The 13,747-nt window shown below is 46.4% G+C and carries 13 protein-coding genes; 4 read left to right on the forward strand and 9 right to left on the reverse strand.

The window, feature by feature from the left end; genetic code table 11:
- Window positions 1-221: 221 nt before the first annotated feature.
- The 9 genes from mioC to R7M92_RS19910 form a co-directional block, all read right to left on the reverse strand.
- The gene (gene mioC / locus R7M92_RS19870) at window positions 222-656 is read right to left on the reverse strand and encodes an FMN-binding protein MioC (protein ID WP_154204938.1); all 435 of its coding nucleotides are present in this window, start codon (window positions 654-656) and stop codon (window positions 222-224) included.
- 100 nt (window positions 657-756) lie between these two features.
- Window positions 757-2,118 (reverse strand): tRNA uridine-5-carboxymethylaminomethyl(34) synthesis GTPase MnmE, encoded by a 1,362-nt coding sequence (gene mnmE / locus R7M92_RS19875; protein WP_005383836.1) that lies wholly within the window; start codon window positions 2,116-2,118, stop codon window positions 757-759.
- 130 nt (window positions 2,119-2,248) lie between these two features.
- A complete protein-coding gene (gene yidC / locus R7M92_RS19880) occupies window positions 2,249-3,871 on the reverse strand; it encodes a membrane protein insertase YidC (RefSeq protein ID WP_318134088.1) in 1,623 nt (540 codons plus the stop codon).
- 2 nt (window positions 3,872-3,873) lie between these two features.
- Window positions 3,874-4,131 (reverse strand): membrane protein insertion efficiency factor YidD, encoded by a 258-nt coding sequence (gene yidD / locus R7M92_RS19885; protein WP_318134089.1) that lies wholly within the window; start codon window positions 4,129-4,131, stop codon window positions 3,874-3,876.
- Window positions 4,098-4,421, reverse strand: a complete 324-nt coding sequence (rnpA, locus tag R7M92_RS19890; RefSeq protein WP_005394102.1) for a ribonuclease P protein component — start codon at window positions 4,419-4,421, stop codon at window positions 4,098-4,100. Before rnpA ends, yidD begins: the two co-directional genes overlap by 34 nt.
- Window positions 4,422-4,467: 46 nt before the next feature.
- Window positions 4,468-4,602 (reverse strand): 50S ribosomal protein L34, encoded by a 135-nt coding sequence (gene rpmH / locus R7M92_RS19895; RefSeq protein ID WP_005378825.1) that lies wholly within the window; start codon window positions 4,600-4,602, stop codon window positions 4,468-4,470.
- 242 nt (window positions 4,603-4,844) lie between these two features.
- On the reverse strand, window positions 4,845-5,582 hold the full coding sequence (locus tag R7M92_RS19900; protein ID WP_005378827.1) for an amino acid ABC transporter ATP-binding protein: 738 nt from the start codon (window positions 5,580-5,582) through the stop codon (window positions 4,845-4,847).
- The gene (locus tag R7M92_RS19905; RefSeq protein ID WP_005378829.1) at window positions 5,579-6,250 is read right to left on the reverse strand and encodes an amino acid ABC transporter permease; all 672 of its coding nucleotides are present in this window, start codon (window positions 6,248-6,250) and stop codon (window positions 5,579-5,581) included. The genes R7M92_RS19900 and R7M92_RS19905 overlap by 4 nt, the downstream gene beginning before the upstream one ends.
- Before the next feature lie 114 nt (window positions 6,251-6,364).
- The gene (locus R7M92_RS19910) at window positions 6,365-7,111 is read right to left on the reverse strand and encodes an amino acid ABC transporter substrate-binding protein (protein WP_005378831.1); all 747 of its coding nucleotides are present in this window, start codon (window positions 7,109-7,111) and stop codon (window positions 6,365-6,367) included.
- Window positions 7,112-7,523: 412 nt separating this feature from the next.
- Here R7M92_RS19910 and dnaA point away from each other — a divergent pair, with 412 nt between their 5' ends.
- The 4 genes from dnaA (at window position 7,524) to gyrB (ending at window position 13,614) form a co-directional block, all read left to right on the forward strand.
- On the forward strand, window positions 7,524-8,930 hold the full coding sequence (dnaA, locus tag R7M92_RS19915) for a chromosomal replication initiator protein DnaA (protein WP_005378835.1): 1,407 nt from the start codon (window positions 7,524-7,526) through the stop codon (window positions 8,928-8,930).
- Between the two features lie 63 nt (window positions 8,931-8,993).
- A complete protein-coding gene (gene dnaN / locus R7M92_RS19920) occupies window positions 8,994-10,094 on the forward strand; it encodes a DNA polymerase III subunit beta (protein WP_158157052.1) in 1,101 nt (366 codons plus the stop codon).
- 9 nt (window positions 10,095-10,103) lie between these two features.
- Complete coding sequence (recF, locus tag R7M92_RS19925; RefSeq protein WP_005378839.1) at window positions 10,104-11,183, forward strand: DNA replication/repair protein RecF; 1,080 nt, start codon at window positions 10,104-10,106, stop codon at window positions 11,181-11,183.
- Window positions 11,184-11,196: 13 nt separating this feature from the next.
- The gene (gyrB, locus tag R7M92_RS19930; protein WP_005378841.1) at window positions 11,197-13,614 is read left to right on the forward strand and encodes a DNA topoisomerase (ATP-hydrolyzing) subunit B; all 2,418 of its coding nucleotides are present in this window, start codon (window positions 11,197-11,199) and stop codon (window positions 13,612-13,614) included.
- Window positions 13,615-13,747 lie beyond the last annotated feature (133 nt).

Genomic DNA, 13,747 nt, shown 5'->3' on the forward strand with positions numbered 1-13,747 from the left:
CGAGGATTACCTGGGATCAAAAGTGGTAGTTATACACAGGTGGTAAAATTGATTAAAGTTGTTATTGGGATAACTAAAGGAAAATCACTGGATCTTATTGTAGTTATCCACAGTCTGTTTGGTTGGTTTTTGAGCGGTTAAACAAAATAATTTGGTGGGAGTTATTCACATGGGAGAAAACAGAGCCGAATTTCGACTCTGTTGAAGGGAAAGTCGTGAGTTTAAAAACGTTCGATATTCTCTTTTAACCACATCTCTGCGGCGTCTTCTGGCACATCATGGCTCAGTACATCGATTTTAAAGCAATCTGCGAGAGGGGTTGCACCAATATCCTCTAATAAATCATAAGCGTGTTGACCAGCGGCACAGAACGTATCGTAGCTAGAGTCACCAATCGCAATCACCGCAAATTTTACATCAGTCATTTTTGGCGGTGTATTTTGTAATGCTGCGATAAAAGGTTGGATATTATCAGGATACTCACCAGCTCCATGTGTAGAGGTGATCACCAACCACGTACCTTGATTTTCGATATCACAGAGGGAAGGCTGGTTGTGGATCGTTGTTTCAAATCCATTCTCGTTGAGTAGATCACTCAGGTGATCCCCTACGTATTCTGCGCCACCTAACGTGCTGCCTGTAATAATGTGGATCATACTTCTTCCTTATTGAATGCGACGGCTAAAGCTCATGGATGGCTTGCCGTACAAAAAGAAACGCGGTGTGAGTTAAGCTCAGCACCGCGCGTTCGATTATTTACTTCCCGATACAGAATGAAGAGAAGATTCGTCCCAGTAAGTCGTCAGAACTGAACTCACCGGTAATCTCATTGAGATGTTGTTGGGTGATGCGTAGCTCTTCAGCCAATATTTCACCTGCCATATAGCCTTCAAGCTGCTCCTGGCCTATTTGAAGGTGCTGTGCGGCACGTTCTAATGCATCGAGATGACGACGACGAGCCATAAACCCACCTTCACTGTTGCCAGAGAAGCCCATACACTCCTTGAGATGATCGCGCAGAGCTTCAACCCCTGCACCAGTCTTCGCTGACAAACGGATAAGAGTAGGGTTATTGACGTGGCAGATCCCCATATCTTCACCCGTTTGATCCGCTTTATTACGGATCACAGTTATGCCAATGTTGTCTGGTAGGCGATCCACAAAATCTGGCCAGATATCTTTCGGATCGGTGGCATCGGTTGTCGTGCCATCCACCATGAACAACACGCGGTCTGCTTGGGCTATTTCATCCCACGCGCGTTCGATACCGATTTTCTCTACTTCATCGGAAGCATCACGCAAACCTGCAGTATCGATGATGTGCAGAGGCATGCCATCAATATGGATGTGCTCACGCAGTACATCACGCGTGGTTCCTGCGATGTCGGTTACGATTGCAGACTCTTTACCCGATAGTGCGTTCAGCAGGCTTGATTTGCCCGCATTTGGACGACCCGCAATCACGACTTTCATCCCTTCACGCATAATAGCGCCTTGGTTAGCTTCTTTGCGCACCGCATCTAGGTTGTCGATGATGGCTTGTAGGTCACCAGCCACTTTACCGTCGGCCAAAAAGTCGATCTCTTCTTCAGGGAAGTCGATGGCTGCTTCAACATAGATACGCAAATGAATCAGCGACTCAACTAAGGTATTAATGCGGCCTGAAAATGCGCCCTGTAAGGATTGCAGTGCCGATTTTGCTGCTTCTTCAGAACTGGCATCAATGAGGTCTGCGATCGCCTCGGCTTGAGCGAGGTCGAGTTTATCGTTCAGAAATGCGCGTTCAGAGAACTCACCAGGGCGAGCAGCTCGAATACCATCTATACCTAGAATGCGTTTTATCAGCATATCCATCACGACAGGGCCGCCATGGCCTTGCAGCTCAAGTACGTCTTCACCGGTAAATGAATGCGGGTTAGGGAAGTACAGTGCGATGCCCTGATCAAGCACAGTGCCATCTTCTGACTTAAACGGCAGGTATTCTGCGTAGCGGGGCTTTAGTGTTTTGCCAGTGACTTCTAACGCCACTTGGTTGGCTTTAGGGCCAGAAACTCGAATAATACCGACACCGCCACGACCAGGCGCGGTCGCTTGAGCGACAATCGTATCTGTAGTCATAATTTTGCCTTTTGAGCTGGGCTATAGGGAAGATACCTAGGGAGCCATCACAATTAATTAGCTGAATTGTAATCAGCCAAAAACAAAAAGGCGACCTTTTGGCCGCCTTTCTCAATCATTTCCTAAAAGGTTACTTGCTGTGTAAGCCTTTTTTCTCTAATCCTTTGTAGATCAGAGTTTGCTGAATAAGCGTTACGATGTTCGACACCAACCAGTATAGAACGAGACCTGATGGGAAGAACAAGAAGAAGAAGGTAAACATAACCGGCATAAAGGTCATGATCTTCTGCTGCATTGGATCCGTTACCGTTGTCGGGCTCATCTTCTGGATTAGGAACATAGACGCACCCATCAGTAGAGGCAGGATGTAGTAAGGGTCCTGCGCTGAAAGGTCATGAATCCAACCGAAGAATGGTGAGTGACGTAGCTCTACCGATTCCATTAGCGCCCAGTATAGTGCGATGAAAATAGGCATCTGTAGGATAAGAGGTAGACAACCACCTAGTGGGTTCACTTTCTCTTTCTTGTACAGTTCCATCATTTCTTGGCTCATGCGCTGACGGTCATCACCGATACGCTCACGCATTGCTTGCAGCTTAGGCTGTAGCATGCGCATTTTCGCCATAGACGTGTATTGCGCTTTTGTTAGTGGGTACATTGCACCACGAACGATGAAGGTCAGACAGATGATTGCCACACCCCAGTTACCAACAAAGCTCTGGATGAATGAAAGCAACATATGAAGAGGCTTCGCAATGAACCATAACCAGCCGTAGTCCACTACTAGGTCTAGGTTAGGTGCCACTTCTGCCATTTCATCTTGCAGTTTTGGACCAACCCAAAGTGTTGCTTCAAACTTAGCCTGATCGCCTGTTGCGATAGTTTTGTTTGGCATACGAACGCCGATGTCGCCTAGGTTGCCAATTACACGAGTGTATAGGTTAGTACCTGGTTCGTTACGTGGGATCCAAGCTGCGGCAAAGTAGTGCTGAATCATTGCTGCCCAACCTTGGCCATCGGCTAGGTTAAGAGACAGGTTGCGATCCTGCATATCATCAAAGCTGTACTTCTTGTAACGCGTATCTTCTGTTGAGTATGCGCCACCACGGTAAGTAGGCATTGTGATGCTACCACCATCGTCCATTAGGTTTTGACGTAGGTGAGCGTACATACCAAATGTTGCGTTGTTGCCTGAGTTGTTCACTACATCGTATTCAACATTAAGCGCGTAGCTGCCGCGTTTAAAGATGTAAGTTTTGGTGTATTCGATGCCGTTTGCAGTGAATGTCATCGGAACGCGAAGTTCATCTTGACCGTCAGCCATTGTGAAGCTGTCTGCACTTACGTTGTAGTGAGGGCGATTTGTGCTGCTCAAGTCGATACCTTGAGGACCCACTAGACCGCTTTGAGCGATAAATTGGTGACCTTGAGCGTCTTTAAGCAGAACAAAGGAATCTGATGAATCTAACTCAGCAGAGTATTCGTTAAGGTTGGCATGTACCACATCGCCACCAACGGTGTCGATCGACAGAGTTAAAACATCAGTCGTTACTGTGATAGTTTTTGCAGAAGCTTGCTGTTGACTAGGAACTGGGTCAAGTTCATCAGCAAAAGATGGTGCAGGTAGAGTGCTGCTTGATTGAGCCTGTTCAACTGCTTGAGGTTCTGGATTCTTTGCAACTTGCCATTGTTGAAACAGCAAAAAAGAAACCAGGGCCAAACCGATGAGCAGGATATTACGTTGAGAATCCATCGTTAGTTATCTCTGTCTTGTTTTTGGACTGGTGGAACGGGGTCATACCCCCCTTCATTCAAAGGGTGGCATTTTAATAGACGTTTGCCTGATAACCAACATCCTTTTACAAAACCGTGAGCTCTCAAAGCTTCTAGCGCGTAAGTGGAACAGGTTGGTGTGAACCGGCAACGAGGACCAATCAAAGGGCTGATAAACCAGCGATACAGATAAACGAGCCCAATGGCTATCCACGTGAAGGGCGAGACAGGCGCTGCCATAGCTTATCAAACAACTTAAAAATTTCCTCATTGCTTAAATCTTGCGCGCTTTTCTTTGCAATCACAACAAAATCTTTGTTTGGAAGCTGATGTTGATTGTTACGAAAGCTTTCACGAGCCAAACGCTTAAATCGGTTACGACCGACAGCCGTTTTGATTTGCTTTTTGGGAACCGCTAAACCTAATCGTGGGTGAGAAAGTTTGTTATTGCGAGCAATGATGGTGAAATGAGGCGAGCCAGCTCGATGAGCTTGCTGGAAGACGTTTTGATAATGCTCGGGAGTTAACAAACGTAACTCCCGATTAAACGCGTACGTGTTCAAAATAAACTAGCGATTATTTTGATAGGCGCGCACGGCCTTTTGCACGACGTGCGTTGATAACTTTACGACCGTTCTTAGTTGCCATGCGAGCACGGAAGCCGTGAGTACGCTTGCGCTTTAGAACTGTAGGTTGAAAAGTGCGTTTCATGATAATTACCTTTACTGATCAGTAGTTTTAGGTTCTTGTTAAACCCGGCGTGGGTATTTGCTTTCTTATATAAAGAAGCTCTTTATATAGAGAAGAACAACCGACGCCTCTCAACAAAGAGGCGGAATTGTAATCACACTCACATAATGTGTCAATGACTCAATGAGTACGAAATTCCGGCCGGGCGATTATACGTAGTGTGAGTAAAATCTCAAGGATCAATCGATCCTGATGCTTGATCGTTACTCTATTCCTACTTGGTTAAGGAATTTTTTCAAACGAGGATCTTGTGGATTATCGAAGATATCCTGTGGAGAACCTTGCTCAACGATATTGCCTTCCGCCATGAAGATCACTCTATCAGCGACTTCTTTCGCGAATTGCATCTCGTGCGTCACCACCAGCATGGTTTGATGCTGATTAGCTAACTTCTTCATTAATGAGAGAACTTCACCGACCCATTCAGGATCCAGCGCAGAAGTTGGTTCGTCAAACAACAGCAGTTCTGGTTGCAGCGCCATCGCTCGGCCGATACCCACACGTTGTTGTTGGCCGCCAGATAATGCCGCTGGATAACTATCGCCTTTATCCCCAAGGCCGATGTCATCCAGAATTTGTTGCGCTCGTTTGAGAGCATCGGCTTTTTTCCAACCTCGAACGGTCACTAGACCTTCGGCAATGTTCTGGCGCGCATTCATGTGGGCAAACAGGGCATAGTTTTGGAACACAAAGCCAGTTCGACGACGCAGCGCTAATACTTCGGCTTTAGTGTGTTTTTGAGTATCAACGGAGATGTCATCTATCGTGATACGACCTTCATCTGCTTGTTCTAGAAAGTTCACCGTACGCAGCAAGGTTGATTTACCCGTACCACTTGAGCCGATAATCACGATGATCTCACCTTGCTTAATATCGAGGTCGATGCCTTTCAGCACTTCAGTCTCACCAAAACGTTTGTGAATATTTTCTAACTTAATCATCGTACGTACGCCTTATTCAGTTTTGCTTCTGCCCAGATTTGTACGCGAGTCAGAATTACCACCACGCCCCAGTAAATAAGAGCAACCGCAAGGAAAGCTTCAAAGAAACGGAAACTTGATGAGGCTTCCATCTGTGCTTTCGCCATGATTTCGGCCACACCAAGCGTGAAAGCGAGAGACGTTGACTTGATCATATCGATGAAATAGTTCATCAATGAAGGCAGTGCGACACGCGTTGCTTGAGGTAAAATCACTCGGCGCATTGCTTGGGATGTCGTCATACCGACCGATAAGCTCGCTTCCATTTGGCTGCGATCAATGCCAATAATGGCGGCACGAATACTTTCCGCCATATAAGCGGCAAAGTGCAGCGTTAAACCGATCACCGCTGCTGAAAAGGCGTCGATACCGACCATCAATGGAAAAATTTGCGGTAAGCCGTAGTAAAGCAGGAAAAGCTGAACCAACAGTGGGGTGCCACGGAAGAAGCTGATGTACAGTTGGCTTAATTGATCCAGAACTGGCAGTTTAAATACGCGAATATTGGCTAAAATGACGGATAAAATCAGCGAAAACACCAATCCCCATGTCGCCATTTCCATGGTTGTGCCAAGATATTTCAGCAATATCGGCAGCAGTTCCAACATGTAATTAAAGTCAAATCCCATACGGCTTACCTAAAGGCTAGAGAAAAGAAAAGGTGGAAAACAAGTTCCACCTTTACGTAAGTTTATTTTAGTCCGAGAGTGATACCACTTTGCGGCCTAAAGTACAAAGAGTTCTTATTTCGTGATGTCAGCGCCAAACCACTTCACGGAAATTTTCTCTACTGTACCATCTGCGCGCATCTCAGCCAGTGCTTTGTTTACTTCTTCTTGCAGCTTACGACCTTTCTCGTTGTCAACGAAAGGCCATGCGTTTTGAATGGTCTCAAACGGTTCGCCTGCCAATTCCAGAGGAAGGCCAGTTTTCTTAATCAGCTCTAACGCAGAAAGACGATCCATTACAAACGCGTCTGCACGACCGAGCGCCACGTCATGTTCGATACCTGTGTCGTACGTTTTAATGTTGATCTTGCCGTCTTTGTCGTATTGACGCAGCAGTTGCTCAAAGTTAGAGCCTAGGTTCACCGCAACGGTTTTGCCCGCAAGATCGTCAACACCTTTGATGCTGTCGTTGCCTTTACGCACGGTAATTTGTGCGCCATCTACAACGTAAGGGTCAGCAAATAGGTATTTAGCTTTACGCTCATCAGTCATGGTGATTTGGTTGGAGATCGTATCGATACGACCAGTTTCTAAAAGACCAAATAAACCAGAGAAGTTGGCTGTTACGTATTCGATTTTGTAATCGTTACGTTTACCGATTTCATCCCACATGTCGACTTCAAAGCCTTGTAGCTTGTCTTGCTTTACAAAAGTAAACGGGAAGTAGCGACCTGACATACCAACTTTGACTTCAGTAGCGGCTTGTACGGTTGCTGCCGACAGTGCAATGGCTGCAACGGCAACCTTAATCCAGTTTTTCATAATACATCTCCATAATTTTATGGTTGGAAATACTACTGTTAGTTAGCTCAATTAAATAAATAACCAAGAGCAATAACCTAGACCTGTGAGTTATTAGATAATAGAAGAAGAATGTTAAATGTGACGAAAATGCGAACTGAACCTAGCGAAATGATCGACAAAATCAACATTGGGAATAAAATAATACACAGACTTATCACCAATCGCTCGATCTTGTGAATTTTGCCCAATTGTGGATCGTTGTGTGGGCAAATTTGGGGCAAGGTGTGTTGATCTCATCAAGTTTGCAGAAATAATTGTGAATAACTTGGATCTTATTCACTGGATCGTCGATCAATCGCTGGCGATCTTGGTTATCAACAGGTAAAATTGCCAGTCTTTTCCGATAATTCAATTACTCAGTGGGGGCACCGTGTCATCTTCGCTTTGGCTGCAATGTTTGCAGCAGCTTCAAGAAGAGCTACCAGCTACAGAATTCAGCATGTGGGTTCGTCCGCTACAAGCGGAGCTCAATGACAATACTCTCACTCTATTCGCGCCAAACCGCTTTGTGTTGGACTGGGTGCGTGATAAGTATCTGAACAATATTACTCGCTTACTGCAGGAATACTGCGGTGGCGATATTCCTAACTTACGCTTTGAAGTGGGGAGCCGACCTGTCTCTGCTCCAAAACCAGCGCCGACACGTACGCCTGCAGATGTGGCTGCCGAGTCATCTGCACCTGCGCAATTACAGGCGCGTAAGCCAGTACACAAAACCTGGGATGACGACGCTCAAGCGATTGCGGCTATCAATCACCGCTCAAACATGAACCCAAAACACAAGTTCGACAACTTTGTTGAAGGTAAGTCGAACCAACTGGGTTTGGCTGCGGCGCGTCAGGTATCGGATAACCCAGGTGCAGCTTACAACCCACTATTCCTATACGGCGGCACGGGTTTGGGTAAAACCCACTTATTGCATGCGGTGGGTAACGCGATTGTGGATAACAACCCGAACGCAAAAGTGGTCTACATGCACTCAGAACGTTTTGTGCAAGACATGGTAAAAGCGTTGCAAAACAATGCGATTGAAGAATTCAAACGCTACTACCGCAGCGTGGATGCGCTCCTTATCGATGACATCCAATTCTTTGCTAATAAAGAACGTTCACAAGAAGAATTCTTCCATACCTTCAACGCACTATTGGAAGGTAATCAGCAGATCATTCTAACGTCTGACCGTTATCCTAAAGAAATTAATGGCGTTGAAGATCGTCTTAAATCTCGCTTTGGTTGGGGTCTTACTGTTGCGATCGAGCCGCCTGAGCTTGAAACGCGTGTGGCGATCTTGATGAAAAAAGCTGAAGATCACCAAATCCACCTTGCTGATGAAGTGGCATTCTTCATTGCCAAGCGTCTGCGTTCGAACGTTCGTGAGCTAGAAGGTGCATTGAACCGTGTTATCGCGAACGCGAACTTTACTGGTCGTCCAATCACGATTGATTTTGTGCGTGAAGCGCTGCGCGATCTGCTTGCTCTACAAGAGAAGCTGGTGACGATCGATAACATTCAAAAGACCGTGGCGGAATACTACAAGATTAAAGTGGCGGACTTGCTGTCTAAGCGTCGTTCTCGTTCTGTAGCGCGTCCTCGTCAGCTGGCTATGGCGTTAGCAAAAGAGCTAACCAACCACAGTTTGCCTGAAATTGGCGATGCGTTTGGGGGGCGCGATCATACGACCGTACTTCATGCTTGTCGCAAGATTGAGCAGCTGCGTGAAGAGAGCCACGACATTAAAGAAGATTACTCTAACTTGATTCGCACCCTGTCTTCGTAATCGGTTAGAATAACGGTATTCTAAGCAAATCATTTATTGAGCTGACAGCGTAAAGAGCCAAGCATGAAATTTACCATTGAACGTAGTCATTTAATCAAACCGCTACAGCAGGTTTCGGGCGCTTTAGGTGGCCGACCAACTCTGCCAATCCTGGGTAACCTACTTCTTAAAGTAGAAGAGAACGTATTGTCGATGACGGCAACCGATCTTGAAGTAGAGTTAGTAAGCAAAGTGACGCTAGAAGGTGATTTTGAAGCGGGCAGCATTACCGTTCCTTCGCGTAAGTTTCTCGATATCTGCCGTGGTTTACCGGACGATGCGATCATCACATTTGTATTAGAAGGTGATCGCGTACAAGTTCGCTCTGGTCGCAGCCGTTTCTCGTTGGCAACGCTTCCTGCGAACGATTTCCCTAATATTGAAGATTGGCAAAGCGAAGTGGAAGTATCACTGAGCCAAGCTGATTTACGTACGCTGATCGACAAAACTCAGTTCTCGATGGCGAATCAAGACGTTCGTTACTACCTCAACGGCATGTTGTTTGAAATTGACGGCACCACGCTACGCAGCGTGGCGACGGACGGCCACCGTATGGCGGTATCGCAAACTCAGCTAGGTGCGGACTTTGCGCAGAAGCAAATCATCGTGCCACGCAAAGGTGTGCAAGAATTAGTAAAGTTGATGGATGCGCCAGAGCAGCCCGTAGTACTTCAGATCGGTAGCTCCAATGTTCGTGCTGAGGTGAATAACTTTACTTTTACCTCTAAGTTGGTTGATGGTCGTTTCCCTGATTACCGCCGTGTATTGCCTCAGAGCACCAATAAGACCCTAATAGCAAGTTGTGACGAGTTGCGCCAAGCCTTCTCTCGTGCTGCGATTCTTTCCAACGAAAAATTCCGTGGCGTGCGTGTGAATCTGGCTGATACTGAAATGCGCATTACTGCCAATAACCCAGAGCAAGAAGAAGCAGAAGAAATGCTAGACGTGACCTTTGAAGGTGACGCTATCGAGATCGGCTTCAACGTTAGCTACGTGCTTGATGTGCTTAATACACTGCGTTGCGATAACGTGCGTGTGTCGATGTCAGATGCGAACGCAAGTGCGTTGATTGAAAACGCAGACGACGACAGTGCCATGTACGTGGTGATGCCAATTCGTCTATAAGCCATCTGAATGCCACTTTCTCGCCTCATCATTCAGCAGTTTCGAAACATTAAAGCCTGTGATATTGAGTTATCAGCAGGCTTTAACTTTCTTATCGGGCCGAACGGCAGCGGTAAAACCAGTGTCTTAGAAGCGGTTTATCTGCTCGGGCATGGCCGCTCATTCAAGAGCTCTCTCACCGGACGAGTGATACAAAATGAGTGTGACGAACTGTTTGTTCATGGTCGTTTTTTGAACTCGGATCAATTTGAGCTACCTATCGGCATTAATAAGCAGCGTGATGGCTCAACAGAGGTTAAAATAGGCGGTCAATCTGGACAAAAATTAGCGCAGTTGGCACAAGTTCTGCCTCTGCAGTTGATACACCCAGAAGGGTTTGATTTACTGACAGATGGCCCTAAACATCGTCGTGCGTTTATTGATTGGGGCGTGTTTCATACCGAGCCCGCTTTTTATCAAGCATGGGGAAGGTTCAAGCGCCTGAACAAGCAGCGCAACGCGTTGTTGAAAACCGCCAATAGTTATCGTGAGCTCAGTTATTGGGATCAGGAAATGGCAGGATTGGCTGAAAACATCAGCCAATGGCGAGCAAGTTACATCGAGCAGATGAAAACTGTCGCAGAAACTATCTGTCAGACATTTTTGCCAGAATTTGAGATCCAATTGAAGTATTATCGTGGCTGGGATAAAGACACTCCATACCACGAGATACTAGAAAAGAATTTTGAGCGTGATCAGGCATTGGGATACACCTTTAGTGGCCCAAACAAAGCTGATTTGCGCATTAAAGTGAACGGAACGCCCGTTGAAGATGTTCTGTCACGCGGTCAATTAAAACTCATGGTGTGTGCATTGCGTGTAGCGCAAGGGCAACACCTGACAGAGATGGCCGGTAAACAATGCATTTACCTAATTGATGACTTCGCGTCGGAATTAGATAGCCAACGTCGCAAGCGTCTTGCTGACTGCTTAAAAGAGACGGGCGCACAAGTATTTGTAAGCTCTATCACTGAAAGCCAAATCGCCGATATGTTGGACGATAACGGTAAATTGTTTCATGTGGAACATGGCAGGATAGAGTCAAACTAGAAGAGAGAAACTCATGTCTGAAAATTACGATTCATCGAGTATTAAGGTACTGAAGGGTCTGGATGCGGTACGTAAGCGTCCAGGAATGTACATCGGCGATACGGACGACGGCACCGGCCTTCACCACATGGTTTTCGAGGTGGTGGATAACTCAATTGATGAAGCGTTGGCAGGTCACTGTAAAGACATCGTTGTGACAATTCATGAGGATAACTCGGTTTCCGTTAGCGATGATGGTCGTGGCATTCCAACAGAAATCCACTCTGAGGAAAATGTCTCTGCAGCAGAAGTAATCATGACGGTTCTTCACGCGGGTGGTAAGTTCGACGATAACTCATACAAAGTATCGGGTGGTCTTCACGGGGTAGGTGTTTCAGTAGTAAACGCACTATCAGAGAAAGTTGAGCTAACGATTCATCGTGGTGGTCATATCCATACGCAAACCTACCGCCATGGTGAGCCTCAAGCGCCACTAGCCGTTGTGGGTGATACGGATAAAACCGGTACACAAATTCGTTTCTGGCCAAGTGCCGAGACGTTCTCTAACACTGAGTTCCACTATGACATTCTGGCGAAACGCCTGCGTGAACTGTCATTCCTGAACTCTGGTGTGTCGATCAAATTGGTTGATGAACGTGAAGCGGACAAACATGATCACTTCATGTATGAAGGTGGTATTCAAGCGTTCGTTGATCACCTAAACACCAACAAAACGCCAATCATCGAAAAAATCTTCCACTTTAATTCTGAGCGTGAAGACGGCATTTCAGTTGAAGTGGCGATGCAATGGAACGATGGTTTCCAAGAGAATATCTTCTGCTTTACCAACAATATCCCACAGCGTGATGGTGGTACTCACCTTGCTGGTTTCCGTGCTGCGCTAACACGTACATTGAACAGCTTTATGGATAAAGAAGGTTTCTCGAAGAAAGCGAAAACAGCGACTTCAGGCGACGATGCGCGTGAAGGTCTAACTGCGGTTGTTTCGGTGAAAGTGCCTGATCCTAAATTCTCAAGCCAAACAAAAGACAAACTGGTTTCTTCTGAAGTGAAATCAGCTGTTGAGTCTGCAATGGGTGAAAAACTGTCTGAGTTCCTGATTGAGAACCCGACAGAAGCGAAGATGGTTTGTTCGAAAATCATCGATGCAGCACGTGCTCGTGAAGCAGCGCGTAAAGCTCGTGAAATGACGCGCCGTAAAGGTGCACTAGACCTAGCTGGCCTTCCAGGTAAACTTGCAGACTGTCAGGAAAAAGATCCGGCACTCTCTGAACTATACATAGTGGAGGGTGATTCGGCAGGCGGCTCCGCAAAACAAGGCCGTAACCGTAAGAACCAAGCGATCCTACCGCTAAAAGGTAAGATTCTTAACGTAGAAAAAGCACGTTTCGACAAGATGCTATCTTCTCAAGAAGTAGCAACACTGATCACCGCACTAGGTTGTGGTATCGGTCGTGACGAGTACAACCCGGACAAGCTTCGTTACCACAACATCATCATCATGACCGATGCCGATGTCGATGGTTCGCACATCCGTACGCTACTGTTGACCTTCTTCTACCGTCAAATGCCAGAGCTTATCGAGCGTGGTTATGTCTACATCGCTCAGCCACCACTATACAAAGTGAAAAAAGGCAAACAAGAGCAGTACATCAAAGATGAAGAAGCGATGAACCAATACCAAGTATCATTAGCTTTGGATAATGCATCGCTACACGTAAACGCAGAAGCACCTGCACTGGCTGGTGAAGCACTAGAGAAGCTTGTTCAACAGTACAATGCGGGTATTAAACTGGCGGAACGTATGAGCCGTCGCTACCCAAGTGCTTTGGTAAACGAGTTGATTTACACTCCTCGTCTAACGCCAGAGCAATGCCATGACGCATCAGTTGTGGAAGCGTGGACGAAGCAGCTTATTGAGCAGCTGAATGCGAAAGAAGTGGGTGCAAGCCAGTACAGCTACGAAGTTGAGCAGCACGAAGAGCTAGGCTTAAACTTGCCTAAGATTGTGGTTCGTACTCACGGAGTGACGCACGAACATGCAATTAGCATCGACTTCCTAAACTCGAAAGAGTACGGCAAGTTGGCTGATCTATCAGAAGCACTTGATGGACTTCTGGAAGAAGGCGCGTACATCAAACGTGGTGAGCGTACTATGCCAGTGGCAAACTTTGCAGAAGCGCTTGACTGGTTAGTGAAAGAGTCAATGCGTGGCTTAAGCCGTCAGCGCTACAAAGGTCTAGGTGAGATGAACCCAGACCAACTTTGGGAAACCACCATGGACCCAGAAACTCGTCGTATGATGCAGGTAACGATTGAAGATGCGGTAGGCGCAGATCAACTGTTCACTACGCTAATGGGTGACCAAGTAGAACCTCGTCGTAACTTCATCGAAGAGAACGCACTGAAAGTAGCGAACCTAGACGTATAACGACACTGTTCGTGATAGTAAAAAGCAGCGAGAAATCGCTGCTTTTTTTGTTTTACCTGTGCCGTCCTAAATAAGGTTGACACTTTCCACCCCCAAAATTGGAGAGTGTTATGAAATCAACAACTAAAAGAAC

This window comes from Vibrio sp. Vb2880 (genome assembly GCF_033337975.1).
GTDB lineage: Bacteria > Pseudomonadota > Gammaproteobacteria > Enterobacterales > Vibrionaceae > Vibrio > Vibrio alginolyticus.

Coding starts and splice junctions, on each gene's coding strand:
- mioC (WP_154204938.1), bottom strand. CDS start 656: ATGATCCACATTATTACAGGCAGCACGTTAGGTGGCGCAGAATACGTA.
- mnmE (WP_005383836.1), bottom strand. CDS start 2,118: ATGACTACAGATACGATTGTCGCTCAAGCGACCGCGCCTGGTCGTGGC.
- yidC (WP_318134088.1), bottom strand. CDS start 3,871: ATGGATTCTCAACGTAATATCCTGCTCATCGGTTTGGCCCTGGTTTCT.
- yidD (WP_318134089.1), bottom strand. CDS start 4,131: ATGGCAGCGCCTGTCTCGCCCTTCACGTGGATAGCCATTGGGCTCGTT.
- rpmH (WP_005378825.1), bottom strand. CDS start 4,602: ATGAAACGCACTTTTCAACCTACAGTTCTAAAGCGCAAGCGTACTCAC.
- R7M92_RS19900 (WP_005378827.1), bottom strand. CDS start 5,582: ATGATTAAGTTAGAAAATATTCACAAACGTTTTGGTGAGACTGAAGTG.
- R7M92_RS19905 (WP_005378829.1), bottom strand. CDS start 6,250: ATGGGATTTGACTTTAATTACATGTTGGAACTGCTGCCGATATTGCTG.
- R7M92_RS19910 (WP_005378831.1), bottom strand. CDS start 7,111: ATGAAAAACTGGATTAAGGTTGCCGTTGCAGCCATTGCACTGTCGGCA.
- dnaN (WP_158157052.1), top strand. CDS start 8,994: ATGAAATTTACCATTGAACGTAGTCATTTAATCAAACCGCTACAGCAG.
- recF (WP_005378839.1), top strand. CDS start 10,104: ATGCCACTTTCTCGCCTCATCATTCAGCAGTTTCGAAACATTAAAGCC.
- gyrB (WP_005378841.1), top strand. CDS start 11,197: ATGTCTGAAAATTACGATTCATCGAGTATTAAGGTACTGAAGGGTCTG.